This is a genomic window from Microbacterium sp. (assembly GCF_040394595.1).
Taxonomy (GTDB): Bacteria; Actinomycetota; Actinomycetes; order Actinomycetales; family Microbacteriaceae; genus Microbacterium.
Map to the genome: position 1 here is coordinate 427,508 of NZ_JBEBSA010000002.1, position 26,214 is coordinate 453,721.

21 protein-coding genes are annotated in these 26,214 nt (G+C 70.9%); 13 read left to right on the forward strand and 8 right to left on the reverse strand.

Annotation, left to right across the window (positions count from 1 at the left end; genetic code table 11):
- The first annotated feature begins 82 nt into the window (after window positions 1-82).
- Window positions 83-1,015, forward strand: a complete 933-nt coding sequence (locus ABWO84_RS04780) for a serine hydrolase (RefSeq protein WP_353113061.1) — start codon at window positions 83-85, stop codon at window positions 1,013-1,015.
- Window positions 1,016-1,130: 115 nt separating this feature from the next.
- Complete coding sequence (locus ABWO84_RS04785) at window positions 1,131-2,450, forward strand: alpha-hydroxy-acid oxidizing protein (RefSeq protein ID WP_353113063.1); 1,320 nt, start codon at window positions 1,131-1,133, stop codon at window positions 2,448-2,450.
- Between the two features lie 58 nt (window positions 2,451-2,508).
- Here ABWO84_RS04785 and ABWO84_RS04790 read toward each other — a convergent pair whose 3' ends face one another.
- Genes ABWO84_RS04790 through ABWO84_RS04800 form a run of 3 tightly spaced genes read right to left on the reverse strand, consistent with a single transcriptional unit; the run spans window position 2,509 to window position 4,938 of the window.
- The gene (locus ABWO84_RS04790) at window positions 2,509-3,168 is read right to left on the reverse strand and encodes a response regulator (protein ID WP_353113065.1); all 660 of its coding nucleotides are present in this window, start codon (window positions 3,166-3,168) and stop codon (window positions 2,509-2,511) included.
- The gene (locus ABWO84_RS04795) at window positions 3,165-4,340 is read right to left on the reverse strand and encodes a sensor histidine kinase (protein WP_353113067.1); all 1,176 of its coding nucleotides are present in this window, start codon (window positions 4,338-4,340) and stop codon (window positions 3,165-3,167) included. The genes ABWO84_RS04790 and ABWO84_RS04795 overlap by 4 nt, the downstream gene beginning before the upstream one ends.
- 55 nt (window positions 4,341-4,395) lie before the next feature.
- Window positions 4,396-4,938, reverse strand: a complete 543-nt coding sequence (locus tag ABWO84_RS04800) for a hypothetical protein (protein ID WP_353113069.1) — start codon at window positions 4,936-4,938, stop codon at window positions 4,396-4,398.
- Between the two features lie 115 nt (window positions 4,939-5,053).
- Between ABWO84_RS04800 and ABWO84_RS04805 the strand changes: the two genes are divergently transcribed.
- The gene (locus tag ABWO84_RS04805; protein WP_353113071.1) at window positions 5,054-5,674 is read left to right on the forward strand and encodes a hypothetical protein; all 621 of its coding nucleotides are present in this window, start codon (window positions 5,054-5,056) and stop codon (window positions 5,672-5,674) included.
- 26 nt (window positions 5,675-5,700) lie between these two features.
- Here the strand turns inward: ABWO84_RS04805 and ABWO84_RS04810 are convergent, their stop codons facing one another.
- A complete protein-coding gene (locus ABWO84_RS04810) occupies window positions 5,701-7,164 on the reverse strand; it encodes a peptide MFS transporter (RefSeq protein ID WP_353113073.1) in 1,464 nt (487 codons plus the stop codon).
- 239 nt (window positions 7,165-7,403) lie between these two features.
- On the opposite strand from ABWO84_RS04810, the gene tyrS reads away from it, so the two are divergent.
- From tyrS to ABWO84_RS04830, 4 genes are all read left to right on the forward strand, one after another.
- Window positions 7,404-8,606 (forward strand): tyrosine--tRNA ligase, encoded by a 1,203-nt coding sequence (gene tyrS / locus ABWO84_RS04815; RefSeq protein WP_353113075.1) that lies wholly within the window; start codon window positions 7,404-7,406, stop codon window positions 8,604-8,606.
- 78 nt (window positions 8,607-8,684) lie between these two features.
- Window positions 8,685-10,070, forward strand: coding sequence for a glycine--tRNA ligase (locus tag ABWO84_RS04820; RefSeq protein ID WP_353113211.1), 1,386 nt, complete (start codon window positions 8,685-8,687; stop codon window positions 10,068-10,070).
- 373 nt (window positions 10,071-10,443) lie between these two features.
- Window positions 10,444-11,085 (forward strand): hypothetical protein, encoded by a 642-nt coding sequence (locus tag ABWO84_RS04825; RefSeq protein ID WP_353113077.1) that lies wholly within the window; start codon window positions 10,444-10,446, stop codon window positions 11,083-11,085.
- 4 nt (window positions 11,086-11,089) lie between these two features.
- Window positions 11,090-11,851, forward strand: a complete 762-nt coding sequence (locus ABWO84_RS04830) for a hypothetical protein (protein WP_353113079.1) — start codon at window positions 11,090-11,092, stop codon at window positions 11,849-11,851.
- A gap of 146 nt (window positions 11,852-11,997) precedes the next feature.
- On the opposite strand, the gene ABWO84_RS04835 is transcribed toward ABWO84_RS04830, so the two are convergent.
- Window positions 11,998-14,991, reverse strand: coding sequence for an alpha-mannosidase (locus ABWO84_RS04835; protein WP_353113081.1), 2,994 nt, complete (start codon window positions 14,989-14,991; stop codon window positions 11,998-12,000).
- An 84-nt stretch (window positions 14,992-15,075) separates the two neighbouring features.
- On the opposite strand from ABWO84_RS04835, the gene ABWO84_RS04840 reads away from it, so the two are divergent.
- Window positions 15,076-16,101 (forward strand): LacI family DNA-binding transcriptional regulator, encoded by a 1,026-nt coding sequence (locus tag ABWO84_RS04840; protein ID WP_353113083.1) that lies wholly within the window; start codon window positions 15,076-15,078, stop codon window positions 16,099-16,101.
- Between the two features lie 266 nt (window positions 16,102-16,367).
- Entirely contained in the window at window positions 16,368-19,049 is a 2,682-nt protein-coding gene (locus tag ABWO84_RS04845; protein WP_353113085.1) for a family 20 glycosylhydrolase, read from the forward strand.
- A 74-nt stretch (window positions 19,050-19,123) separates the two neighbouring features.
- On the opposite strand, the gene ABWO84_RS04850 is transcribed toward ABWO84_RS04845, so the two are convergent.
- Window positions 19,124-20,425, reverse strand: coding sequence for a glycoside hydrolase 5 family protein (locus ABWO84_RS04850; RefSeq protein WP_353113087.1), 1,302 nt, complete (start codon window positions 20,423-20,425; stop codon window positions 19,124-19,126).
- A gap of 136 nt (window positions 20,426-20,561) precedes the next feature.
- Between ABWO84_RS04850 and ABWO84_RS04855 the strand changes: the two genes are divergently transcribed.
- The 4 genes from ABWO84_RS04855 to ABWO84_RS04870 are packed head-to-tail and all read left to right on the forward strand — an operon-like array spanning window position 20,562 to window position 25,210.
- Window positions 20,562-21,851, forward strand: a complete 1,290-nt coding sequence (locus ABWO84_RS04855; protein ID WP_353113089.1) for an extracellular solute-binding protein — start codon at window positions 20,562-20,564, stop codon at window positions 21,849-21,851.
- A gap of 31 nt (window positions 21,852-21,882) precedes the next feature.
- On the forward strand, window positions 21,883-22,830 hold the full coding sequence (locus ABWO84_RS04860; RefSeq protein ID WP_353113091.1) for a carbohydrate ABC transporter permease: 948 nt from the start codon (window positions 21,883-21,885) through the stop codon (window positions 22,828-22,830).
- Complete coding sequence (locus tag ABWO84_RS04865; RefSeq protein WP_353113093.1) at window positions 22,827-23,735, forward strand: carbohydrate ABC transporter permease; 909 nt, start codon at window positions 22,827-22,829, stop codon at window positions 23,733-23,735. The genes ABWO84_RS04860 and ABWO84_RS04865 overlap by 4 nt, the downstream gene beginning before the upstream one ends.
- A complete protein-coding gene (locus tag ABWO84_RS04870) occupies window positions 23,732-25,210 on the forward strand; it encodes a family 20 glycosylhydrolase (RefSeq protein WP_353113095.1) in 1,479 nt (492 codons plus the stop codon). The genes ABWO84_RS04865 and ABWO84_RS04870 overlap by 4 nt, the downstream gene beginning before the upstream one ends.
- Here the strand turns inward: ABWO84_RS04870 and ABWO84_RS04875 are convergent.
- Both ABWO84_RS04875 and ABWO84_RS04880 read right to left on the reverse strand, forming a co-directional pair.
- Window positions 25,200-25,619 carry a DUF1801 domain-containing protein gene (locus tag ABWO84_RS04875; protein WP_353113097.1) on the reverse strand — a complete coding sequence of 140 codons (420 nt, stop codon included), beginning with the start codon at window positions 25,617-25,619 and terminating at the stop codon, window positions 25,200-25,202. The two genes, ABWO84_RS04870 and ABWO84_RS04875, sit on opposite strands and share 11 nt — an antisense overlap.
- Window positions 25,616-26,188: an HhH-GPD-type base excision DNA repair protein gene (locus ABWO84_RS04880; RefSeq protein WP_353113099.1), complete on the reverse strand. Its 573-nt coding sequence runs from the start codon at window positions 26,186-26,188 to the stop codon at window positions 25,616-25,618. The genes ABWO84_RS04875 and ABWO84_RS04880 overlap by 4 nt, the downstream gene beginning before the upstream one ends.
- Window positions 26,189-26,214: the final 26 nt, after the last annotated feature.

Genomic DNA, 26,214 nt, shown 5'->3' on the forward strand with positions numbered 1-26,214 from the left:
TATCCCCGGCGCCCGGAGGCGTCCCCCCGCGTCTCCGTACACCGATCTCCTCCTCAACTCCCCCTTGGTGGAAGGAATCAGCGTGGGCTCGAACTCATCGGTCCCTGAGCCCGTCGAAGGGCCGCCCGCGACTCTGCGACGTTCACAGCGCAGCAGCCGCCGGCTGCCGCGCCGCGCGGCCGTCGGACGAAGGTCCTTCACCGCGACGCTGCGCGCGCTGGAGGAGCTGGCCGACGCCGGCGCCCAGGTGTCCGTGCACGTCGCCGACCTCGACACCGGTGAGGCGGTGCTGCGCGGCGACGACCACGTCACGCTCCCGATCGCGGGCCTGGGCGTGGTCCCGCTGCTGATCGAGGTGGCCGCCGGCATCGAGGACGGCACGCTGGATCCGCTCGAGATCGTCGATCGCGCGGACCTCGACCAGGTGTCGACCTCCGGTCTGTGGCGGCACCTGCGGGCTCCGGCACTGCCTGTCGCGGACCTGGCGGTGCTCGCGGCGACGGCCGGTGACCCGAACGCGGTGAACGCGCTGCTCGAACGGGTCGGACACGAGCGGGTGCGTGCGCGGATCGCGGCGCTCGGCATGTCCCAGACCGCTCTGCTCGACCGTTTCCGGGACAGCCGGGGCCCGGACGACGCCCCGCAGGTGGCCGTCGGCACCACCCGGGAGCTCGCCGAGCTGTTCGCGGCGCTCGTGAACTCCGCGGTGATCGACGCCGCCGTCAGCGCGCAGGTGTCTGAGTGGCTCAGCCTCAATCACGACCTCAGCCTCGTGGCGGCGTCGACGGGGCTCGATCCGTTCGCGCACGAGCAGGACGCCCACGGCCTGCTCTTCATCAACAAGACCGGTCGCGATCGCGGGGTGCGCGTGGAGGCCGGGGTGCTCGGCGGTCCGCGTGCGGGGGTGGTCTACGCCCTGACGGCGTGCTTCGACGACCTCTCGATCAGTCACCGGCTGCGCGTGCACGACGCCTTCCGCGTGCTCGGCGTGGAGCTGATGGAATACGCCCACTGACGCCGCTTTCCGCGCCGCTTCCCCGCCGCTGGCGTGTGAAAACGTCGCGGGGGAGGTCCCCGGGGATGCGTCCCCGCGCTCTCGCCGGCGCGCGGGGCGGGGATAGGGTGAGGGCATGAGCAGCGTCGCTCCGAACGATCCGGCGGCTGCGCGGGGGATCTCGCGTCGCACGCAGTCCGACGTCTACCGCGCGGGGATCAGCGGTGCGCGCCCGGCGGTGCCCGTGCTGCCCGCCGCGCTCGAGTCCGCGGCCGCGAAGGCCATGAGCGCCGAGGCGTACGCCTATGTCGCCGGCGGTGCGGGCAGTGGCGCGACCATGGCCCAGAACCGCGCGGCGTTCGCCCGGTGGCAGGTGTGGCCGCGGCCCCTGCGCGACGTGTCCTCCCGTGACCTCTCCGTCGACTTCCTCGGGCGCGCCCGCCCCTCGCCGCTGCTGCTCGCCCCGCTCGGGGTGATGGAGATGGTGCATCCGGAGGCCGACCTCGCCGTGGCCCGCGCGGCGGCGGCGATGGGGGTGCCCTGCACGCTCAGCAACCAGGCGTCCTTTCCGATGGAGCGCATCGCGCAGTCGGCCCCCGGCGCTCCCCGCCTGTTCCAGCTCTACTGGTCGTCCTCCGACGAGCTCAACGCGTCGCTGCTGGCGCGCGCCGAGGCGTCCGGCTGTGAGGCCGTCGTCATCACCCTCGACACACACCTGCTCGGCTGGCGGACGCAGGACCTCGATCTCGCGTTCCTCCCCTTCACCCGGGGAATGGGCATCGCGCAGTACACCTCGGACCCCGTGTTCCAACAGCTCGTGCGGGAGCGCGCGGCGGGGGCCTCCGGGGAGCCGTCGAAGGTCCGGGTGACCGCGAAGACCATCGCCGCAGGAGTGTCGATCGCGCGCAGCGGCGCGGCGGTCACCGGCTCGCGGAGTCTGCGCGGCAATCTGCGTTCTCCGCTGCCGCGCACGGCGGTCGAGACCTTCCTCGACGTGTTCTCCACCCCCGCCCTCACCTGGGGCGACCTGACCAGGGCGCGGGAGTGGACGTCGCTGCCGATCATCCTGAAGGGGATCGTCCACCCCGACGACGCGGAGCGGGCCGTGGACGCGGGCGCGGACGGCATCTGGATCTCGAACCACGGGGGACGGCAGATCGACCGCTCGGTCGCCACCCTCGACGTGCTGCCCGAGATCGCGGAGCGCGTGGCCGGGCGGACTCCGATCGTGTTCGACTCCGGCGTGCGCAGCGGCGCCGATGCGGCCGTCGCGCTCGCGCTCGGGGCGACGACCGTCGCGCTCGGGCGCCCCGTGGCCTACGGGCTCGCGGTCGCGGGGGAGGAAGGGGTGCGCGAGGTGATCCGCAACGTGCTCGCCGAACTGGACATCACGCTCGGGCTGGCCGGGCTCACTGCGGTGCGCGACCTGTCGCGCGACGTCCTGCGCGCCGCCTGAGCCGGTCGGGAGCGCGGAAGGAGCCTGCCGGGCTGCGGTTTCGCTCACCGCAGTGCCCTCAGCGCAGGAGCGCGATCGCCTCGGCCCGCGTCGCCGCTCCGAGCTTCGCGAACAGCGCGTTGATGTGCGACTTCACGGTCGCCGTCGAGACGTAGAGCTCGCGCGCGATGTCCGCGTTCGCGGCATCCCGCGCCACCAGCACGGCCACCTCCGCCTCCCGCCGGGTCAGCGCCGGGAAGCGCTCGCGCAGCGCGCCGATCGGATCGGCGGGGGCACGGTGCACGAGGCGGTCCATCAGACGACGCCCGACCGCTTCGCCGAGCACCTGCTGTCCCTCGGCGACCGCCCGGATCGCCGCCGCGAGCTGCGTCCGTCCCGCGTCCTTGGTGAGGTAGCCGCGGGCGCCCGCGCGGAGCGCGTCGGTGATCGATGCCTCGTCGTCGAAGGTCGTGAGCACCAGTACCGCGGTGGCGGGGAAGTCCCGGACGATCCGCTCCGTCGCCTCGACGCCGCTCGTCCCGGGCATCCGCAGGTCCATCAGCGCCACGTCGGGACGATGCATCCCCACCGCCCGCACGGCCTGCTCACCATCGGCGGCCTCCGCGACCACCTCGATGTCAGGCACGAGTCCGAGCACCGTGACGAGACCGTCGCGGACGATGTCCTGGTCGTCGGCGACGACGATCCGGATGATCCTCTCCGCCGGCTCCGCACTCATCCGATCACCGCCCCGGCCCGCACGACGAAGGAGCCGTCGGCGGTCCCGGCGTGCGCCTCACCGCCGGGCAGCGCCGAGAACCGCTGGCGCATGCCGTCGAGACCCCGCCCCGACCCGGACGCCGACAGCGCGGACGCGGCGCCGAGCGGATTCGACACCCGCAGCGACAGCACCCCGTCGCGGGCCGTCATCGTCAGCCGCACCGGCCGGCCGGAGGCGTGCTTGCGCGCGTTCGTGAGCGCCTCGGCGGCCGCTCCGCGGAACGCGTCGACGAGGGCGGGTGCGGCCGGGCCCTCGAGCTCGTCCACCTCGGCCTCGACGTCCACGCCCAGATCGCGTTCGGTCGCGACCAGGCGCCGCACCTGGTCGGCGAGGTCGGCGAGGTCGAGGCTGCGGGTTCCGTCGAGAACGCCCACCGCGACCCGGGCGTCGCGCAGTCCGTCCGCCGCGAGCCGCCGTGCCGTGCGTGCGCGGGTCGCGGCGTCCTCGGCGCGCCCCGCCTCGGCGAGGGCCTCCACGGCGTCGAGCTGCAGCACCAGACCTCCGAGGGTGTGCGCGAGCACGTCGTGCAGGTCGCGGGCGATCCGTGCCCTCTCGTCGCGGGCCGCCGATGCCGCGAGCGCGCGGTGCGCCTCGACGAGCTCGAGCGCGGTGCGCCGTTCGCGCTCCTGGGCGAGGCGCGTCTGCCGTCGCGCGAGGCCGAGCATCACCGACGCCCCGAGCGCCGCGAGCGAGAGCAGGAGCCGCAGGGGGGAGGCCTCGAGGAGGGCGGGGATCGCCGTGCAGACCAGCGCGGCGGCGGTGACGACGATCCCCGCGGCCAGGGGAGCGGCGGTGGCGCCGAACGCGGTCACCACCGCGACGACCATCGGCACGAGGGCGAGGCCGCTCGTGGCCGCCGAGGAGGCCGCGCCGCCGAGCGCCATCACCCCCAGGGTGATCCAGCGCAGCGGTGCGGGGGCGCGCTCGGGCATCGCGGTGAGCGCGGCCCACGACAGCAGGGCCGCCGCCGCGACGACGACGGCCCAGAGGGGGAGGGACCGGGCGCTGCCCCAGAGGGAGACGGCGGTGACCGCGAGCCCCACGGCCGAGACCAGTCGCGCGGTGCCGGACGGCCCCGGCTGATGGGCCGAGGCCGGGGAGAGACCCGATGCGGCGGGCGCGGTCGTCATGGGGACATCATGCCGCACGGCCCCGGCCGGGCGGCGGACGCGGGCGAGCGTCGGGTCACGCGACGCGCGCCCTCTGCGGCATCCGGGCGTTCACGCGGGCGAGGATCACCCCGGTGCGCACCAGTCGGTTCACGCCGACGAGCAGGAGGATCGCCGCCGGGGCGGTCACCGCTGCGATGCCCATCGAGGCGAAGAGCACGCCGAGCCCCACGCGCAGCGCGATCATCCCGAGCCACAGCACCATTCCCCAGGCGCCGTTGCGCGCCTCGAACGTCGGCGCCTCGCGATCGGCGCGGCGACCCGCCGCATGGGCGGCGAGGGCCTGACCGCTCACCGGACGCAGCTTCGCCGTGAACCCGATGCCCGCGCCGACGGCGGCGCCGATCACCAGCTCGAGCACGAGCACGCCCAGCTCCGGGCCGGTGGGGATGAGCGTCGGGCGGCCGTTCACCATCATGATCGCCCCGACGGCGAGCAGCACGATCGGGCCGCGCCAGGCGCGTCCCGGGCTCATCGGGGTCCAGGTGGTCTGTCGGATGCTCAGCCAGACGATCGCCGCGAGGGCGATGACGATGGTGAGGATGGTCTGCGGGGTCATGGTCTCTCCTTGTGCGAAGCGTCTGTTCCACTGTCGCTCCCGGGCGCGTGGCGCGGAGGCGGATGCGGGTGGAGATCGGGTGGAGAAGCGGGTGGAGAGCGGACAGACTGGCGGGATGAGCGACGACTTCGAGCAGCATCCCGCCGACACCGCCTGGCACCGCTGGGCGCCGATCGGGCAGACCCTCGATGCGAGCGGCGTGCCGGACAGCGGCCCGGCGCCGAGCATCGCGGCTTTCGAGCTGCGGCCCCTCGCGCCGATGCTCGTGCCCGAGAAGCCGCGGCAGGGCGAGCTCGACCCCGCGGAGTGCGGGATCTGCCGCCCCTCGGAGAACACGATCTGGCACGACGACGAGTGGCAGGTCGCCTCCGGGTTCGAAGGAGGCGTCGGCCTGCCCTTCGTCGGGGCGGTCGCGCCGCGCCGTCATGTGCGGCTGGAGGACGCGCCGATCGAGGTGCTCGCGGGGCTCGGGCCGGTGCTGCAGCGGCTGTCCGAGGCGACGAAGACGATCCCCGCGGTCGCGCGCTGCCACTTCTCGCGGTGGAACGACGGTTCGGCGCACCTGCACATCTGGGCCTACGCCCGGCCGGCGGGGATGATGCAGGGGCGCGGCGCGATCCTGCCCTTCTGGGAGCAGTGCCTGCCGGCGTCGCCCGACGAGATGGCGGCGGAGAACATCGAGACCGTCGCGCGGGTGCTCGCGGCGGGCGGCGGCACGGCCTTCCCGCATCGCTGAGGCGCGTCCTCCGGGTCAGTGCAACCTCAGCGCACGCCCTTCATGAGAGCGAGCACGGGCTTCACCAGCAGGAGCAGCCCGATGCCGATCACGATCGCGATCCCGCCGAGCACCGTGAAGTAGGGGATCTCGTCCTCGGGGTCGTAGAACTGCACCAGCCACCCCGACACCGCGCTGCCGAGGGAGATCGACAGGAAGAACAGCGCGACCATCTGCGTGCGGAACGCCTTCGGCGCCAGCTTCGTCGTCACCGAGAGCCCCACCGGCGAGAGGAGGAGCTCGGCGACGGTGAAGAGGAAGAGGATGCCGACGATCGCGAGCAGCGGCGTGGAGTTCGGGCCGCCGCCGGCGAAGGGCAGGAACAGGAGGAAGGCGCCGCCCATGACGATGGCGCCGAGGGCGAACTTGACCGGGGTCGACGGCTGGCGGCGGCCGAGCGCGGTCCAGATCGCGGCGAAGGCGCCCGACAGCACGATGATGAACACCGGGTTGATCGACTGCACCCAGGACACCGGCATCTCGAGACCGAAGATGTGCCGGTCGAGGCGCTTGTCGGAGTAGACGGTCAGCACCGTGAACTGCTGCTGGTAGAGCGACCAGAAGGCGACGCTGGTGATGAAGAGCGGGAGGAAGGCCCAGACCCGCGACCGCTCCTCGCGATCGATCCGGCGGCTGGAGAGGATCACGGCGAAGTAGGCGATCGTCGCCGTGAGGGCGCAGACGATGACGAGCGTCGAGAGGTTGTCGGCGCGGATCACGCCGATGAGCACGAGCACGACGACGAGCGCGATCGCCGCCACCGCCACGAGCCCGACGAGCGGATAGCGTGCGGCGGGCAGCGGGTTGGGCACTCGGCGGGCCTCCGCCGGGAGGCGGCGCCGGCCGAAGGAGTACTGCACGAGCCCGAGGGTCATGCCGACCGCGGCGACGCCGAAGCCGAAGTGGAAGCCGAGGGTCTCCGGGAACAGGCCGGTGAGGATCGGTCCGAGGAAACCGCCGAGGTTGATGCCCAGGTAGAACAGGGAGAAGCCGGCGTCGCGGCGCTCGTCCTCCGGGGAGTAGAGCGTGCCCACCACGGAGGTGGCGTTGGCCTTGAGCCCGCCGGAGCCCAGCGCGACGAGGATCAGGCCGACCCCCACGCCCCAGGCGCCGGGCAGCAGCGCGAGTGCGAGGTGGCCGGCGACGATGACGATGGCGCTGCCGAAGAGCGTGCGCTCCGAGCCCAGCAGCCGGTCGGCGACCCAGGCGCCGAGGATCGTCGACAGGTACACCGAGCCGCCATAGGCGCCGACGATGCCTCCGGCGACGGCCTCGGGGAGCCCCAGTCCGCCTCGGGTGACCGAGTAGTAGAGGTAGATGAGCAGGATGCCCTGCATGCCGTAGAAGCTGAAGCGCTCCCACATCTCGACGCCGAAGACGTGGACGAGCGACCAGGGCTGTCCGAAGAAACGTCGCTCGGTTCCGGCGTCGGTCTGCTGCGGAGTGCCCATCATTCGACCGTATCCCCTGCCGCGGGGGCCGTGCCAACGCGTCCCGCGGATGGGGGTAGCATGTGCGGATGATCATCGCGTCCCTGTATGCCGGCGGCTCTGGTTCGAGCCGCCCGCGTCGGAGACGCTGAACGACTGACCCAGAGCCCTGAGGTGAGGACCATCCGGTCCTCACCTTTTTCGTTCGCCGGAGAACGGGGCCCGGGTGTCTCGTCCTCCGCCCGCACAGGAGAGAGACCATGGCCACTCCGGAACAGATCCTCGATCACCTCGGACGCACGACGGACGACGTCCTCGGGGCGGACGACCTCGTCGCGCGGCTGCGCTCGGGGCGGCCGCTGCGCGTCAAGTTCGGCGTCGACTGCACGGCCCCCGACCTGCACCTCGGCCACGCGGTGAACCTGTGGATGATGCGATACCTGCAGGACCTCGGCCACACGGTGCTGTTCCTGCTCGGCGACACCACCACCCGCATCGGCGACCCCACCGGGCGCAGCAGCACCAGGCCGGCGCTCTCGCCCGCGCAGATCGACGCCAACGCGGCGTCGTTCCTCACCCAGGTCGGCAGCGTGCTGCGCACCGATGAGGGCGCGCTCGAGGTGCGGCGCAACTCCGAGTGGTACGACCGGATGGCCATCACCGACCTGCTCGGCGAGCTCAGCGCGGTCACGCTCGCCCAGCTGCGCGCCCGTGACATGTTCCAGAGCCGCGATGCGAAGGCGCAGGAGATCGCGATGCACGAGCTGATCTACCCCGTGCTGCAGGGCTACGACAGCGTCGCACTGCGTTCCGACGTGACGATCGTCGGATCGGATCAGCTGTTCAATGAGGCGATGGCGCGGCAGATGCAGTCGCGGCACGGGCAGGTGCCGCAGACCGTCATCACGAGCACGATCACGCCGGGCCTCGACGGCGGGGCGAAGCAGTCGAAGTCGCTGGGCAACTACGTGGGGCTCGCGCAGTCCCCGGAGGAGAAGCTCGGCCGGCTGATGACCCTCCGCGACGATCTCGTGGAGACCTGGGCGCGCGTCTACACCGACCTGCCGCTCGCGCGCGCGGCGGAGCTGGGCGCGGCCGCGCGAGGCGGGGGCGCGGGCGCCCGCGACGCCAAGCTCGCGCTCGCCGAGAGCGTCGTCAGCCGCTACCACGGCGCGGAGGAGGCGGCGCGCGCCCGCGATGCCTTCCTGGCGGTGTTCTCGCAGCGCGGCGTGCCCGACGACATCCCGGAGGTGCGGCTGAGCCCCGGGGGCGCGCTGCTCGACGCGGTGCTCGCCGCGCGGCCGGAGCTGTCGCGCTCCGCCGCCCGCCGCCTCATCTCCGGCGGGGCCGTGCGGATCGACGGTGCCGCCCGCACCGATCCTGCCGCGTCCCTCGACGCAGGAGGGGGCGAGGTGCTGCAGGCGGGGAGGCGCCGCTGGTTCCGCATCGGCATCCTCGGCTGATCGGTGGCGCGGATAGGATTGAGGGTGCCCGCGATCGCGGGCTTCCTCACTCCGCAGCATCCGACCATTGGAGCCACCGTGGCCGAACAGTCCCGTCTTGACAAGGTCATCGCCCTCGCCCGCCACCGCGGGTTCGTGTTCCAAGCGGGTGAGATCTACGGCGGGTCCCGGTCGGCCTGGGACTACGGTCCCCTCGGCACCGAGCTCAAGGAGAACATCCGTCGGCAGTGGTGGCAGACCTTCGTCCGCGGCCGGGGCGACATGGTCGGCCTCGACTCGTCGATCATCCTGCCCAAGCGGGTGTGGGAGGCCTCCGGCCACGTCGCGACCTTCACCGACCCCCTGGTCGAGTGCCTCAGCTGCCACAAGCGCTTCCGCGCCGACAACCTCATCGAGGACTTCGAGGCGCGCAAGGGCCGCAAGGCCGAGAACGGTCTCGCCGACGTGCCCTGCCCGAACTGCGGCAACAAGGGCCAGTACACCGAGCCGAAGGCGTTCTCCGGCCTGGTGAAGACCTACCTCGGCGTCGTGGACGACGAGTCGGGCCTGCACTACATGCGCCCCGAGACCGCGCAGGGCATCTTCGTGAACTTCTCGAACGTGCTCACCGCCAGCCGCAAGAAGCCGCCGTTCGGCATCGGCCAGGTCGGCAAGGCCTTCCGCAACGAGATCACCCCCGGCAACTTCATCTTCCGCACCCGCGAGTTCGAGCAGATGGAGATCGAGTACTTCACCCCGCCGGCCGAGGCGCAGCAGTGGTTCGAGCACTGGGTCGAGGCATGCTGGGACTGGTTCATCGACCTGGGCATCGATGCAGAGAACATCCGACGGTTCGACGTGCCCGAGGACGACAGGGCGCACTACTCGGCGGGCACGATCGACGTCGAGTACCGCTTCGGCTTCCCGGGCAAGGAGTGGGGCGAGCTCATGGGCATCGCCAACCGCACCGATTACGACCTGTCGAGCCACTCCGAGGCGTCCGGGCAGAGCCTGACCTACTTCGACCAGGCCTCCGGCGAGCGGTACACGCCGTACGTGATCGAGCCCTCGTTCGGCCTCACCCGCGCGATGATGGCCTTCCTCGTCGACGCCTATCGTGAGGAGGAGGTGCCGAACGCGAAGGGCGGCACCGACACCCGCACGGTGCTCAAGCTCGACCCGCGTCTCGCCCCGGTGAAGGTGGCCGTGCTGCCGCTGAGCCGCAACGAGAACCTCTCGCCGCTCGCGCGCGAGGTGGCGGACGGGCTGCGCGGACAGTGGACGGTCGACTTCGACGACGCCGGCGCGATCGGCCGCCGCTACCGCCGTCAGGACGAGGTCGGCACGCCGTTCTGCGTGACCGTCGACTTCGACTCGCTCGACGACCGCGCCGTCACGGTGCGCGACCGGGACACGATGGCGCAGGAGCGCGTGCCGCTCGACGCGCTGCACGGCTACCTCGCGGAGCGTCTCCGGGGCGCCTGAGACGGATCGGCCGTCCGCCGCGGCGGGGGCTACTTCTTCTCGGTGGGCGTCGGCGAGGGGGATTCCTTCGCCGACGCCTTCGCCTTCTCCGGTGCGGTGCCGCGGATGAGCTCGGCGGGCCGTGCGGAGGACTTTTGCGTCATCGTCGAGGAACTTCGCGGAGGGCTTCGGCGACTCGGTCACCGTGTCCTGGTAGGCCTAGGGCCGCGCCGGCCGTGACCGCCTCGGCGTCGGGGCCCGCCGTGCAGGCGGTCAGCAGGGCGGGTGCGACGAACAGCGTCGCCCATCCGGCCAGTGCTCTCCTCATCGGGACCCCCGGCGATGGAACGAGCAGAGTTCCGGATGCGGCGGAGCACACCGGTATCGTATGGGCATGGTCGACGTGGATCCCGCCGGGCGCCCGGAGCAGGCGCAGCGGGTCACGTGGATCGCGGGCGGCGCGCTGCTGCTCGCGTCGGTGCTGTCCTCCGGATTTCTGCAGGCGGCCTGGATCCCCTCGCTCGGCGCGCTCCCGATGGCTCTCTTCGCGGTGGCCGCGGCGCTGTTCGCGATCGGTGTCGGGCGGGCGGGGAGCATCACGGCACGGAAGCCCCTCGGAACCGCCGCGCTGATCCTCTGCGGCGTCTGGCCGCTGATCGCATGGCTCCTGATCGATCCGCTGCTCCTGCGGTGGGCGCCCGACGGAGGGTGGCCGCTGCAGGCGACGCCGGTGCTCGGGCTGATGATCTCGATCGTCGCCGTCGCACAGATCGCCCGGGCGGGGGTCGTGCCCGCGCCGTGGCATCTGGCGCCCGCGTGGGCGCTCGGGACCGTCGCGCTCCGGTACGCGCTGATGTTCGCGCCGCTCGGAGGAGCGTTCGGCAACGACCAGGAGGCGCTGCTCGCGTTCATCGCGGCGCTCGGGATGGTCGACGCCGTCGCGCTCTGCTTCCTCGGCGTGGTCGCGATCGTGCTCGGTGCCCGCAGCGCGCGCCCCGACGCGGTGCCGGTGTTCGGATCGCAGCCTCTATCGTGAAGGCGTGACCGAACCTTCGGAGCCCCCCGACGAGCCCCCCGGGCCGGTGCCGATCGACCCCGCCGCCGCGAGGGCGATCATGCGGGTCTCGGCGATCGTGTCGCTGCTGTCGATCACCGCCGCGTGGCTGCTCGTCTCGGTCGACCCCCGCGCGAACGACGGGTTCTCCGGCATCTTCATGCTGGTCGGCATTCCGGCGCTCTGCATCGCCGTGATGCTGACGGTCTTCGGATTCTTCGCCGTCCGGGGCGCCGAGACCGGCGGGCGGTGGCTGTGGTGGCCGCTGCTCGTGATGCCGCTCGGGGTGCTGGGCGCGCTCGCCGTGCTCGTGTTGCGCGTGCCGGACTACTTCATCGGCGACGACTCTCCGTGGGCCCTGCTCGCGATGCCGGTCTTCGTCGTGATCGGAATGCTGCTCGGCCCGCTGATCTGGTTCTTCACGCTCTTCCCGATCGCGCAGCTCATCCGCGGCGGGATCGCGATGTCGCGCGGAGAGGCGAAGGCGACCGTGCTGATCCTCCCGCTCGTGCTGCTCGCACTCGGCGTGCTGGTGCTCGTCGGCGCGGGGGCGGTGGACACGGGGCTCAGCGGCCGGCTCGCGTACCCGGCGCTGATCGCCGCGTTCTTCGGGCTTCCGGGCGACTATGAGGTGGTCTGGGAGCCGGGGCTGTGGATCGTGCGGGGCATCGTGCTCGCGATCGTGCCGCTCTTCGCGGTGCCGGCGGTGGTCGCCCGCCTCCGCCGCCCTGCCGATCCGCCGGCCTGACCCTCCGCCCCGTTCGCCCCGTTCGCCCCGGCCGTGCTCCAGCGCGTCTATTCGTCACAAAGTGCCGTTATCCGACCCGGATAACGGCACTTTGTGACGAATAGACGGTGTTTCCGCGGGCCCTGGAAGCCCGAGGCCTCCGTGCCTCAGCCGCGGGCGATCCGGAGGGTGCGCACCTCGAAGGGGCGCAGTGCGAGGGCGCCGCCCGTGCGCGGATCGGCGAGCTCGTCCTCGATCAGGCTCACCTCGCGGATGCCCTCGTGCGGGAAGCCCACCGACAGCTCACCGGTCGCGCGACGCCCGAGCGCCTCGTAGACGCGCACGATCACGTCGCCGGAGCGGTCGTCGGCGAGCTTGACCGACGACACGACGATGCCCTCGCCCTCGACGGACACGAGCGGCTCCACCTCGTGCGCACCGCGCACCAGCGTCGGCATCGCGTTCAGCCGGATCCCCTCCGCGGTCGCGATGGCGGCGTCCGCCCCGATGACGAACCCCACGGTGATCTCGTGCGGGCCGTGGTCGGTCTCGGGGTCGGGGAACCGCGGCGCCCGCAGCATCGACAGGCGCACGGTGGTCGTGACGTCGTCGCCGTCGGAGTCCCGGCTGGTGTCGTAGCCGTAGATCGAGTCGTTGACGAGCGCGGCGCCGAAGCCGTCCTCCTCGACGAGCACGAAGCGGTGCATCGACGTCTCGAACTTCGCCGCCTCCCAGCTGGTGTTCACATGGGTGACGCGCCGCTGGAAGCCGAACTGCGTCTCGGCCGCGGTCTCGCGGGCGAAGACGTCGAGCGGGAAGGCGAGCTTGAGCAGCTTCTCCGACTCGTGCCAGTCGATCTCGTTGTGCAGCAGCACGGTGCGCGACCCCGGGGCGAGGTCGATGGTCTGCCGCAGACGGGACTGCGAGAACTCGCGCTCGACGACGATGCGGGCCGTGCCGTCTTCGAGCGATGCCGTGACCGAGGTCGCCGCGGAGAGGTCGTCGACGCTGTTGCGGTAGTACTTGTCGATGTCCCAGGCGTCCCACATGTTCGGGAAGTCCTGGTGCAGCTGGAACAGGTTGGCGGGCGCGTCCGCGGGGATCGCCTCCCGGCCGCTCGCCCGGTCGACCGCGGAGGTGATGAGCCCCTCGGCGGAGACGACGATCGAGACGAGGTCGTTCTCCAGACGATGTCCTCCCTCGTGCGCGGTGAGCGAGACGGGATGCTGCTCGGCGTCGTCCTCCGCGGCGGAGGCGCCGAGGGGGGAGCGCCCGTCGACCGAGGTTGGCGTGAAGCGCAGTATCCGCTCGCCCTCGCCGGCGAGCGCGGCGCGCGCCGACGTCGCGAGCGCACGGGCGTCCTCGACGACCTGCGAGAGCACGGCGACCGCCTCGCGGTGCACCCAGGCGATCGAGGTGCCGGGAAGGATGTCGTGGAACTCGTGCAGCAGCACCGCCCGCCACAGACGGTCGAGCTCGTCGTGCGGGTAGGCGGCGCCGAGTCGCACGGCCGCGGTGGACGCCCACAGCTCGGCCTCGATGAGCGCCTGCTCCGCCCAGCGGTGCGTCGCCTTCGTGGAGTGCTGGCTGGTGAGGGTCCCGCGGTGCAGTTCGAGGTAGAGCTCGCCCACCCACACGGCGGGCTCTGCGAGCTCGGCCCTCGCCTCGGCGAAGAAGTCGTCGGGATGCTTCCACTCCACCTTCGCGCTGCCCTCGAGATCGGAGAGGCGCCGTGCGCGTCCGGTCATCTCGCGGGTGGTCCCGCCGCCGCCGTCGCCCCAGCCGACCGGGGCGAGGGAGGTGGATGCGACGCGGTTCTCCTTGAACTGCCGGGAGGCCTTCGCCACCTCCATCCCGCTCAGCTGGGAGTTGTAGGTGTCCATCGGCGGGAAGTGCGTGAACATCCGCGAGCCGTCGATCCCCTCCCAGTCGAAGGTGTGGTGCGGGAAGACGTTGCGCTGGTTCCAGGAGATCTTCTGGGTGAAGAACCACTCGAAGCCCGCGCGGCGCATGAGCTGGGGGAGCGCGGGTGAGTATCCGAAGCTGTCCGGCAGCCAGACGCCCTTCGAACGGATGCCGAACTCCCGCTCGAAGAACCGCTGCCCGTGCGAGAACTGGCGAACCAGCGATTCGCCGGTCGGCATCACCGTGTCGGACTCCACCCACATGCCGCCCAGCGGCAGGAAACGTCCGGCGGCGACCGCGTCCTTGATGCGGGCGTAGACCTCGGGGCGGTGCTCCTTCATCCAGGCGTACTGCTGCGCGCTGGACATGCCGTAGAGGAACTCGGGCTGCTCGTCGATGAGGGTCGTCATCGACGACGTCGTGCGGGCGACCTTGCGGACCGTCTCGCGCACGGGCCACAGCCAGGCCGAGTCGATGTGCGCGTGCCCGATCGCCGCGATGCGGTGCGCGCTGGCATCGGCGGGGGAGGCGAGCACCTCGGCGAGGCGGGCGCGGGCGTCCGCGGCCGTCTCGGCGATGCGCTGGAGGTCGAGCACGTCGAGCGCGTCGTCGAGTGCCTGCAGCACCCGCATGCGGCGGGGCGAGGTCTCGGGCAGCTCGGCCTGCAGCTCGAGGAGCACGTCGAGGTCGAGCGAGAGCTCGAAGACCTCGGGCTCGAACACCGCGAGGTCCATGTGGCGCACACGGTACAGCGGGTCGGGCGACGAGGTGAGCACGTCGCCCTCCTGTGTGGGGAGGAAGGGGTGGTAGTCGAGCAGCACCGGGTTGGAGGCACCCTCGAGGTAGAACTCGACCGCGCCTCCCGCCTCGGCCTCCACCGGGAGCCACTGGTTGCGCGGGTTGAGGCTCTTCACCGGGGTGCCGTCGGCGCGGTAGGCGAGGGCCTCGCACTGGAAGCCGGTCATGTTGACGTCGAAGCCGAGGTCGACGAGCGCCTCGACCTTGCGGCCCGCCCACTCGGCGGGCACGGTGCCCCGCACCCGGAACCAGGTGGTGCCCCAGGCCGGACCCCACTGCTCGCCGGCGCGGAAGGGCGCGTAGTCGAGCGCGATGCCCTCGGCGGGGGCGATCGGCTCCCCGGGCAGCTCGTGCGCGGCGATCTCCAGCGGCACGCGGGCGGAGTGGATCGCGGGGGTCACCCGCTCGGTCAGCACGCGCTTCACGCGTCCCACGGTCAGGGAGGTCTCTTCGTGCACGGCGGCGCTCCTTCGCAGTGTCAGAATGGGGAAAACGTCCAAGCGGGGCAACGGACGACTAAAACGATCTAGTACGGTGAGTCTATGTCACGGGCCAAGCGTGTCACGATCGCGGACATCGCGCGACTGGCGGGGGTCTCCCCCGGAGCGGTGTCCTTCGCGCTCAACGGCAGGCCCGGCGTGAGCGATCAGACCCGGCAGCGCATCCTCGAGATCGCCGATCGGCACCAGTGGCAGCCGAGCTCGGCCGCGCGTGCTCTCGTCGGCTCGCGCGCGGGCGTCGTCGGCTTCGCGGTGAACCGTCCCGCACGCACGCTGGGCACCGAGGCGTTCTTCACCGACCTCATCGCCGGCGCGCAGTCGTCGCTCGCCGCTCGTCGCATCGGCCTGCAGCTCGTGGTGGTCCCCACCATCGAGGAGGAGATCGCGACCTACCGTCGCTGGCGCAGTGCGAACCAGGTCGACGGCGTGATCGTGCTCGACCCCCGCGACGAAGACCCCCGCTTCGAGGCGCTGAGGGAGCTGCCGCTGTCGGCCGTCGTGATCGGCAGCCAGGAGTCGGCGGACGACGATCCGGCATCCATCTGGCTCGACGACGCCGACGCCGCGCATACGCTGTTCGACTATCTGGCCGGTCTCGGCCATCGCCGGATCGTCTACGTGTCCGGTCCCGGGGAGTTCCAGCACACCCGCATCCGCAGCGAGGTGCTGGCGGGGTTGGCCTCCCGCGGGGTCGTCGGCGAGACCGTGGTGACCGACTTCTCCCCGGCGCAGGCGTCCGCCGCATTGCGCACGCTCCTCAGCCGCGCCGAGCGGCCGACCGCCATCGTCTTCGACAACGACGTGATGACCATCGCGGGCCTCCGCGTCGCCCAGGAGATGGGCGTGGCCGTGCCCGCGGAGCTGTCGCTCGCCTCGTTCGACGACTCGATCGTGGCCGATCTGGTGCACCCCTCGATCACCTGCCTCACGCGCGACACGTTCGGACTGGGCGAGCGCGCCGCCGAGTTCCTGCTCGACCAGGTGGATGCCCCGGAGGTGCTTCCCGACCGGGCGGGGCCCCGTCCGGTGCTCACCGTGCGTGAGAGCACCGCGCGACCCGGTGCCTGAGTCCTCGTCGGAGCCGGCGCGTTCAGCGATGGACGAGCTGCGCCGCAGAGGGGCCGAGGCGCACCGACTCGAGACGTGATCGTCGCGGGCATCGCAGGCCTTCCCGGAAGCTCGTCGCTGTAGCGATTTATTGCGGTGAAGGCCCGCACAGCTCAGTGATTGACGAGGAAACTCGTTCCCACTATGCTCCGAACTGAAACGCTTTAGTATCCGCACATCGCCGTGCAGCCTCTCAGCGGCATCGCGGCCACGATCAGGAGAGAAAGATGCGACGAGCAAGATCCCGGCGCCTCGCCGCCACGCTGGTGGCCTTCGGCGTCGCCATTTCGATAGGGCTGCCCCTGCAGCTGCCATCGGCGGCGACGGCAGCGGACGGCCCCGTCATCACCGATCCCGGTTTCGAGAGCGGAACCTGGGCGGCGCAGACCCAGCATGCCCATGCGGAGATCGTGCAGGGCGGCGCCAACGGGTCGAAGCACTCCGTGCGCATCGGGCTCGACTACGAGGGCGACTCCCCGGTTCCGGTCGGCGGAAACCTCCCCACTCGTGGTGCAGGCACCAGCCGCGGATCCGTGAACCAGCAGATCACGAACGTCAAGCCCGACACCGAGTACGAGTTCTCCGTGTGGATCAAGGGCAAGGGCATCCGGTGGGGCGTCTTCGACCTCGAATCGAAGGGCTACTACACCGGAAGCACTGCGGGAGGCGAGCTCTCGATGTACGCCGGCGTCGACTCGGCCGGGGGCGGGACACAGTGGGAGAAGAAGACGTCGTCGATCGTCACCGGCCCCCGTACGACCGAGTTGAACGGCTTCTGCATCCTCACGGACATGACCGGCCCCGGTTGGTGTGACGAGTTCTCGCTCACCGAGATCGGGCCCCGTGCGGCGGCATGGACGCCCGAGGCCGCATGGACGGAGCGGCCATCCGCGCAGGAGAAGTTCCCCGTGACCGTGCCGGAGGTGCAGCAGTTCCGTCCCTCGGGCGCAGGGGAGTGGAAGCCCCGGGGCGTCACGCGGTTCGTCGTGGACGAGGCCCACAGGGCCGAGATCGGCGACGAGGTGCAGCTCGCCGCAGCGCAGTTCGTCGAGAAGGGTGTCGCGCCCGGGCTGAAGGTCGCGTTCGGTAAGGTCTCCGACGTCCCCGCCGACGGGGTGTTCTTCACGCTCGGCTCGCCTGACCTCTCCGCGGCTCCCGCCAAGGCCAGGGAGCTCTCCGACCAGGCGTACTCCCTTGCGATCACCGATCACGGCGCCAGGGTCACCGGCGGGGGCGAGGCCGGTGCGCTCTACGGGGCGATGACGCTCCTCCAGGGGCTCCAGGGCGGATCGGTGCCGACGGGCGAGGTCATCGACTGGACCGATCAGGAGCTCCGCGGACTGCAGGTCGACTCCGCTCGGCGCTACTACAGCCTCGAGTGGTTCGAGACCCAGGTGCGCGAGCTGTCCTACCTCAAGATGAACACGCTCGCTGTGCGCGTGAAGGACAACGAGGGGCTCCGCGTCGAGAGCGACGTCCTTCCCCGGCTCGTCGACCGCAGTCCGGACGGCGGGTCGTGGACCAAGGCGCAGGTGGCCGAGTTCGTCAAGATCGCGAAGAAGTACCACGTTCAGGTGATCCCCGAGGTCGACGTGCCCGAGCACTCCGACATGGATCGTCGCGTCTACCCGGAGTACTTCACCGGCAAGGTCTGGGACTTCACACGGGCTGACGTGCGCGACGTGCTTGAACGATTCATCCGCGAGACGGGTGAGACGTTCGACTCCGAGTACGTGCACATCGGCGCTGACGAAGTGACCGATCGCCAGACCATCACGCCCGCGGTCACGGCGTGGATGGCGGCGGAGGGATACCCCGACTCCGGCTTCCTCGAAGGCCTGACCCACTTCGCGAACCTCATGAACGCCGGGCTCAAGGCGGACGGGCGCAAGACCATGCTCTGGAACGACGAGATGAACCTGCGCACCCGGGTGCCGCTCGACAAGGACATCTCGATCGTCTACTGGGCGAACCTGGGATCGAGCAGCTATGCCGATCAGTTCGCCGACGCCGACTACCCGATCGTGGGATCGTCCTCCGACCTGTACCACGACATCTGGCCCCCGCTGTCGAGCGGGCAGTACAAGAAGGAGACGATCAACGGCCCGCCGCTGCAGACCATGCTCGACTACTACGGCAACCCCTGGGTGTATCCCACTGCGTCGTTCGGGAGCATTCCGGCCACCCGCCCGCTGACGACCGATGCGCAGAAGGCGCAGAGCCTCGGCCAGCTCTTCCCGATCTGGGACGATGCGATGGGATGGCCGCCGGAGCAGCTGGTGTCGAAGAGCCTGTTCCCCCGGCTGCGCATCCACGCGCAGACCGTGTGGAACTCGCCGCGATCGATCACCTCCTATCCGACGCTCGATCCCTATCTGCGGTTCTACGGGGAAGCGGCGTTCTCCGACGGGGACGCGAAGTACTCCGTGTCGACGGCCGCGGTGCTCCGCCCCGTGGACGGATTCGCCGCGGAGGTCCCGGAGGGGCAGAGGCTCGCCGTCGCCGCGACCGCGGTCGCGACCGACGGCACGACGACTCGTCTGGAGGGCGCAGAGGTCGTGGTGACCAGCGACAACGCCGCCGATGAGGTGTCCGGAGGGGACGTGGTCTTCCACGGCACCGGCCCGCGCGTGCTCACCGTGCACTCCGCCGGGGACCCGACGATGACGCCGGTCGCCTATGACCTGACGGTCACTCGGGGCGGCGTGACCCCGACCCCGACTCCGACCCCGACTCCCACGTCGACGTCCGACCCCTCGGGAGGGGGCGCCGGAGGTGATCTCGCCACCACCGGCGGGGTCGCGCCGTGGGCGTTCGCGGTCGGCGGTGTGCTGCTGGCAGGAGCAGGAGCGACCCTCGCCGGGTTGTCCGGACGGAAGCGACGGAACGTCGCAACGGGTGGGGAGTAGGACGGACGGAGAGGTGGTCGGGGTCAGATCCCGGCCACCTCTCGTTCGCTCCGCCCGGAGGCGCCGCCGTGGTCCTAGCCGACGACGGTGTTCTGCGACAGGTAGGACCGCGCCGCGGACAGGTCGGGGCGCACGAGCTCGCTGATGCCGCGTGCGGACAGGGCGGCCGGATCCGCCGCGGCCTGCGAGGTGACGAAGGTCGCGTCCATGCCGTCGGCGCACGCGGCGAGCCAGGCCTCGAAGACCGGGCCGCCCGGCGCCAGGGCGCCGCGGCTGACCGGGGTGTCGTCCTCGTCGACCTCGATGACGATCCCGAGGGGACGCTTCGGCGCCTCGCGGCGCGCCCGCAGCTCGGGGATGATCTCGGCGAAGCGTCGGCCGATCGGCTTCGCCGTCGCCTCCTGGTCGATGAGACCCAGGGAGTACTCCAGCTCGGGGAAGTCGGCGAGCGCGCGGCTGACGTCGTGCGAGCACCACCAGGTGATCCCCCAGAGGTTCTCGGTGCGCGCCGCGTGACGCACGGTCGCCTCGAGGAAGTCGGGCATCTCGGCAGGCTCGAGACAGTTCGACGGCGCGCCGACCTCCTGCAACCAGGTCATCCGCTGCGGGTCGACGGCGAACGCGCGGGAGAGCTCGATCATGTACTCCGCGTGGCGGTCGGAGGCCGTCGAGCGGCCGCCGTAGCGCTGCGCGGTGCCGTTGAAGATCCAGGAGTGCACCGTGGTCATCGCGCCGAGGCGGGCGGCGAGCGCGGGGGTGAAGCCGTGCCCGTCGAGGTACCAGGCCACGTCGTACTCGCTGTGGACATGGGGCTGCGCCGGGGCGCTGCGGTCGGCGGCGTCGAGCAGGGTCGTGATCCAGTTCGACGCCTCGGCGGTGGTCACGGGCCACGGCGAGGGGTGCACGGCGGCGGAGAACTGGTTGGTCTCGTTGCCGGTGGTGAAGCCGAGGAAGTTCCCGGCGTCGCCGAGCGCCGCGCCCAGCCGCTCGATCAGCGCCACCTGCCCGCTCAGCGCCTCGGGGTGCGTGAACATGTTCTTGTCGTGCCAGGTGAAGAGCCAGCTCGGGATGAAGTCGAAGCTCGAGAGGTGCCCCTGGATGACGTCGACACTGGCGTCGAGGCCGAACTCGGCGGCGACGTCGACGACCGCCCGCACGTCGTCGACGGCCCGGTCGCGGATGAGCGTGCGGTTGGGCTGCAGCACGGTCCAGAGCGGGAAGACCCGCACGTGGTCGAGGCCCAGCTCGGCGAGGCCCGCGAAGTCGCGGCGCACGTCGTCGAGATCCAGCGACAGCCAGGAGTGCATCCAATCCGTCGCAGGGGTGTAGTTCGCGCCGAAGCGCAGCGGCGCGCCAGGCGTGATAGTCGCGGGCATCGCGAGCCTCTCTCAGCGGGGACGGGTGGTGCTGGACGACGTGGCGTCCGTGTGTAATGCTATGGTCACTATATCGCTTTAGTAATGGATGCGAACCTTCGGGGACGCACCAGGGCTCATTCGAAGGAGAACGTCCATGAAGATCCGATCGATTCTCGCGCTGGGGGTCGCCGCGACGACGGCCCTCGCCCTGACGGCGTGCACCGGCGGCGGCGGAGCGCCCGACGGCGGCACGGGCAACGGGGACATCAGCGGAGAGGTCACGTTCCAGACCTGGTCGCTGAAGAACGACAAGTTCACGCCCTACTTCGAAGGCGTCGTGAAGGCGTTCGAGAAGGAGCACCCCGGCGTGACCGTGAAGTGGGTCGACCAGCCCTCCGACGGATACGAGGACAAGGTGCTGCAGCAGGCCGAGTCCGGTGAGCTGCCCGACGTCATCAACCTGCCCCCCGAGTACGCCTACGCCCTGGCAGACGCCGGTCAGCTGCAGGACCTGAAGAAGAGTTCCAAGGTGCTCGGCGACTACGTCGATGGCGGTGTCGCGGCCTACACCTATGACGGGATCGACGGCTCGTTCGGCTTCCCCTGGTACCTCGGCACCGAGCTGAACTACTGGAACTCGGACCTGCTCGCGAAGGGCGGTGCGACCGCGCCGCCGAAGACGATCGACGAGACCCTCGACCTCGCGGAGACCCTCGCGGGCAAGGGCGTCCAGACGATCTCCGACGTCCCCAGCCCCAAGTCGCTGCAGATCATGGTCTCCGACCAGGGTGGCACCCTCGACGTGTACAAGGACGGGAAGTTCGTCTTCAACACGCCCGAGGCTGTGAAGATCGTCGAGCGCTACGCCGAGCTGTACAAGGCGGGCGCGATCACCCCCGAGGCCCTGCAGAACGCGGGCACCGCGAACGCGAACATCAACAACTTCAACAAGGGCACGGTCGCCTGGGCGACGGCGGGTCCGAACTACATCGACAAGGATCTCGCCGTCAACGCGCCGAACCTGCTGCCCAAGGTGCAGGTGAGCAGTGGATTCGGCAACCCGCCGCTGTTCGTGCAGGGCATCAGCGTCTCGGCGAAGGCGAAGAACCCCGCCGCCGCGCTCGCCTTCGCGGAGTTCGTGACGAACACCGAGAACCAGATCGCCTTCGTGAAGCTCGCCGCAGGGTTCTTCCCCGGCACCAAGGCCGCCAACTCCGATCCGGCCGCCTTCGCCGCGAGCACGGAGATCGAGACGCAGAAGAAGGCGAACGAGCTCGCCGCCGCGCAGATGGACAAGGCGCGGATGATGGGCGCCCCGCAGTTCACCGAGGCGATGGAGACCTACGCGAAGCAGCAGATCGCGCTCGCGGTCAAGGGCGACATCTCCGCGAAGGACGCCCTCGACAAGGCCGTGCAGTACGCCGAGCAGAACGTCGTGAAGTAAGCGGACGCGGCGCGGCGAAGGGGAGAGCGACATGAGAAGACAGCGCTGGTACACGCCGTACCTGCTCGTGCTGCCCGGCGTGATCTGGGTGTTCGTGTTCGCGCTGTGGCCGTTCCTGAACACGATCGTGCTCGCGTTCACGGACGCCCGCCCCCTTCGCCCCGTCGAGTTCGTCGGGCTGGAGAACTTCGCGCGGCTGTTCAGCGACGACCGCTTCGTCTACGCGTTGACGACCTCGCTCGTCTACGTGGTCGTGTGCGTGCCGCTGCTCACCTTCCTGCCGCTGCTGCTCGCACTGCTCGTGCACCGGAAGATCCCGGCGATCGGGTTCTTCCGCACCACGTTCTACTTCCCCGTGATCGCCTCCGCCGTGGTGGTGGCGATCGTGTGGGAGTTCCTCTTCTCCGGGAGCGGGACGATCAACCAGGCGCTGCAGTTCTTCGGCTTCGCCGACCGCCCGGTGGAGTTCCTCTCCGACCGCTGGCTGCTGATCGGCTGCGCGATCGGGCTCACGGTGTGGAAGGGGCTCGGCTACTACATGGTCGTCTACCTCGCCGCCCTCGGGAACGTGGGCCGTGAGCTGCACGAGGCGGCTGCGATGGACGGCGCCGGCGCCTGGCGCCGCTTCTGGTCGGTCACCGTGCCCGGCGTGCGCGGCCCGATGATGCTGGTGTCGGTGCTGGTGTGCGTCGCCGCGATGCGCGTCTTCACCGAGCTCTACGTGCTCTCGAACGGCTCGGGCGGCCCGGGCGGGCGGGCGATGAGCATGGTCATGCTGATCCAGTCGATGGGCAAGGGGCTGAACGGCCAGGTCGGATACGCCTCGGCGATCTCCCTCGTGCTCTTCCTGCTCACCCTTCTCCCGCTCGCCGTGGTCGGCATCGCGAACAACGGGGACATGATCCGCGAGGCGCTGGGCAACCGCCGCGCCCGCCGCGCGGTCCGTGCGGCGCAGCGTTCGGGGAGGTCGGCCGCATGACCGCGACGACGCGGGCGACGGCGTCCGCTCCGCGCAACAAGGAGCGCGCCTACCGCACCAACGGATCGGCCGACATCATGAAGCCGTCCCTCGCCGGGCTCGTCGGCAAGTACGCGCTGCTCGTCGTGATCCTCGCGATCATGGTGTTCCCGTTCCTCTGGCAGCTGTCCACCTCGTTCAAGGGCGCGGCCGAGGACATCTACGGATTCCCGCCGGCGCTGCTCCCGCAGGCGCCGACGATCGACAACTACGCCGAGGTGTTCCGCACCATCCCGGTGCTCGACTACGCCTGGCACTCCCTGCTCGTCGGCGTGGGCACCGTGCTCACCAACATGGTCTTCGCCACGCTGGGCGGATACGCGCTCGGATGCCTGAAGTTCCGCGGCAAGGGCATCGTGATGGCGATCTTCTTCTCCACGCTGCTGCTGCCGGGTGAGGTCACGCTGACCAGCCAGTACCTCACGGTCAAGTCCCTCGGCCTCGCCAACACCCTCTGGGGCGTGTTCCTGCCGGGGGCGATCGCGGCGATCAACGTGCTGCTCATGGCCGCCGCCTGCCGGATGATCCCGTCGGACACCCTCGACGCGGCGACGATCGACGGGGCGAACACCATGCAGCGCCTTCGGCACATCGTCTGGCCGAACGTGCGGGGCATGGTCTCGGTCGTCGCCCTGTTCGCCTTCATCGGGGCCTGGGACGACTTCCTCTGGCCGCTGGTCGTGCTGTCCGACCCGGCGAAGTACACCCTCACGGTCGGCATGCAGTACCTCAGTTCGAACTTCGCCGCGAACCCGCGGGTGATCGCGGCCGGGACCATGATCGCGCTGGTGCCGATCATCCTGCTGTTCGCGGTGCTCCAGAAGCAGTTCTTCAAGGGCGTCGAAGAGGGTAGCGTCAAGGGGTGATCTCGGTGACGGGGGATGTCCGGGAAGGCGACGGGTCCGCGCGCTGGCTCGCACTGCCGCAGCCGGCGGAGCGCGTTCTCGAGGAGGGGCGCTGGCGCCCGGACGGGGTGACGGTCGAGGCCGCGGATCCGGTGCTGGCCCGCGAGGCGGAGCGGTTGCGGGCGGAGGTGTCCGCACTCGGCATCGATGGCGGCAGGGAATCGCGGGTGTCGCTCCGGATCGATCCGCGCCTCGCGCCGGAAGGCTTCACGATCGAGGTCGGCGCGGACGTCGTCGTCGAGGCCTCCACGGCGACCGGCGCCTTCCGCGCGACCCGGCAGCTGCTCCACAACCTCCGGGCGCAGGGGTTCGTCCCGCACGGCCGGGTGGCGGGCGAGCCGGTCGTCGGTGAACGCGGCCTCCATCTCGACGCGGGGCGGAAGCACTACCCGGCCGACTGGATCGTGGAGCTGCTCCGCGCCGCCGCGGACGTCGGGATCAACACCTTCCAGTGGCACTTCTCCGAGAACGAGGGATTCCGGCTCGCCTCCGAGGCGTTCCCCGAGGTGGTGTCCTCCGCGCACATCACCCGTGCCGAGGCGGCGCACATCCTCGCCGAGGCGGAGGATCTGCACATCGCCGTGGTGCCCTCGCTCGACATGCCGGGGCACCTCCGCCGGGTGCTCGCGGCGCATCCCGACCTGCGGCTGCCCGCGGGGATCGACGCCCCGGATGCGGCGATCGTCGGGACCGATCACGCCCTCGACATCACCCGTCCCGAGGCCGTCGACTTCGCGCGTCGTCTCATCGACGACATCGCCCCGGTCTTCGCGGGGTGCCGCGGCTGGCACCTCGGCGGCGACGAGTTCGTCGACTTCGCCCGGATGGACGACTACCCCGCGCTCACCGAGGCGGCGCACCGTCGCTTCGGGCCGGACGGCACGGGCTTCGATCTGCTGACCGCGTTCGTCGACGAGATCGCGGCGCATGTGCGCGGGCTCGGGTTCGAGCCTCGGGTGTGGAACGACGGGATGCTGCGAAGCGGGGCGGTGCGGCTCGATCCCGATGTGGTGCTCACCTGGTGGACCAACTGGAACGCCGGGATGCGCCCGCTCTCCGACGCGCTCGCCGCGGGAAACCCCCTGGTCAACGTGAACGACGGGCTGTTCTACTACGTGCTCGGCGAGAAGGCCGGGTACCGCTACCCCACGGCGGAGCGCATCTGGGCGGTCGACTGGCATCCCGGTCTCTTCCCTGTGCTGCCCGGCGGCGTCAGGCAGGAGATCCTCCGACCCTATCCGCCGCGGTTGCGCGGCTGCTCGTTCGCGATCTGGTCGGACGACCCGGAGGGGCAGACCCCGCAGGAGGTCGCGGCAGGCATCCGCTCGCCGCTGCGTGCGATGGCCGAGCGCGCATGGAACGGGGGCAGCGCGCTGTCCTTCGGCGCGTTCGAGGAGCTCGATCGCGCGATCGGACGCCCGGCGCTCAGCGGGTGACCGTGATCTCCGCGCTTCCGCCGGCGTCGATCCAGGCGAGGGAGCGGGTGAGGATACGGCGCAGCGCCTCCTGGTCGACCTCTTCGAGATCCTTGAGGTAGAGGCAACCGACGCCGGTGGTGTGGGGACCCAGCGCCGCGAGGTCGTCGGCATGGCGGTCGACGCCGTCCAGCAGATAGATCGTCGAGGCGCCCTTGCGCGGGGCGAAGGCGAGCGCCGGGGTGTCGCCCTCGGTGCCCGTGGGGTAGCGGTAGTGGCAGGCGCCGAAGCCGATGATCGTGCCCCAGGTCGCCGGCTCGAGCCCGGAGACCTCCTGCATGAGCGCGGTCAGCGTCTCCGCATCCCTCCGGCGCACCGCGGGGGTCGCGCGGGCGATGAGGCCCGCGACGTCCGCTCCGGTGGGCTTCACGTGCCGGCCTTGGCGGCGGCCTTCATCGCCTTCTTGTGCTCGCGCACCTTCGCGAGGGAGTCGGGCGAGACGATGTCGGCGACGCTGCGGAACGAGCCGTTCTCGCCGTAGGGGGCCGAGGCCTCCCGCCATCCTGCGCCGGTGAAGCCGTACTGCTTGCCGAGGAGTGCGAGGAAGATCTTCGCCTTCTGCTCGCCGAAGCCCGGCAGGGTCTTGAGCCGGCGGAGCACTTCCGCTCCGTCGGGGGCGCCCTGGGTCCACAGCGCCGCCGCGTCGCCGTCCCAGTCGTCGACCAGCGTGCGGCAGAGGGTCTGCACCCGGGTCGCCATCGACCCGGGGAAGCGGTGCACCGCGGGGGTCTGCCGGAACGCCTCGAGGAAGGCCTCCGGATCCATCGAGGCGATCGCCGCGGCATCCGTCGCGCCGGTGCGCTGCGCGATCTTCAGGGGTCCGGCGAACGCGGTCTCCATGGGCACCTGCTGGTCGAGCAGCATCCCCACCAGCAGTGCCAGGGGGTTGTCGGTGAGCAGTTCGTCGGCGGCGGTGTCTCCGGTGATGTGAAGGGCCATGTCTTCCAGTGTGACATCGGCGCAGC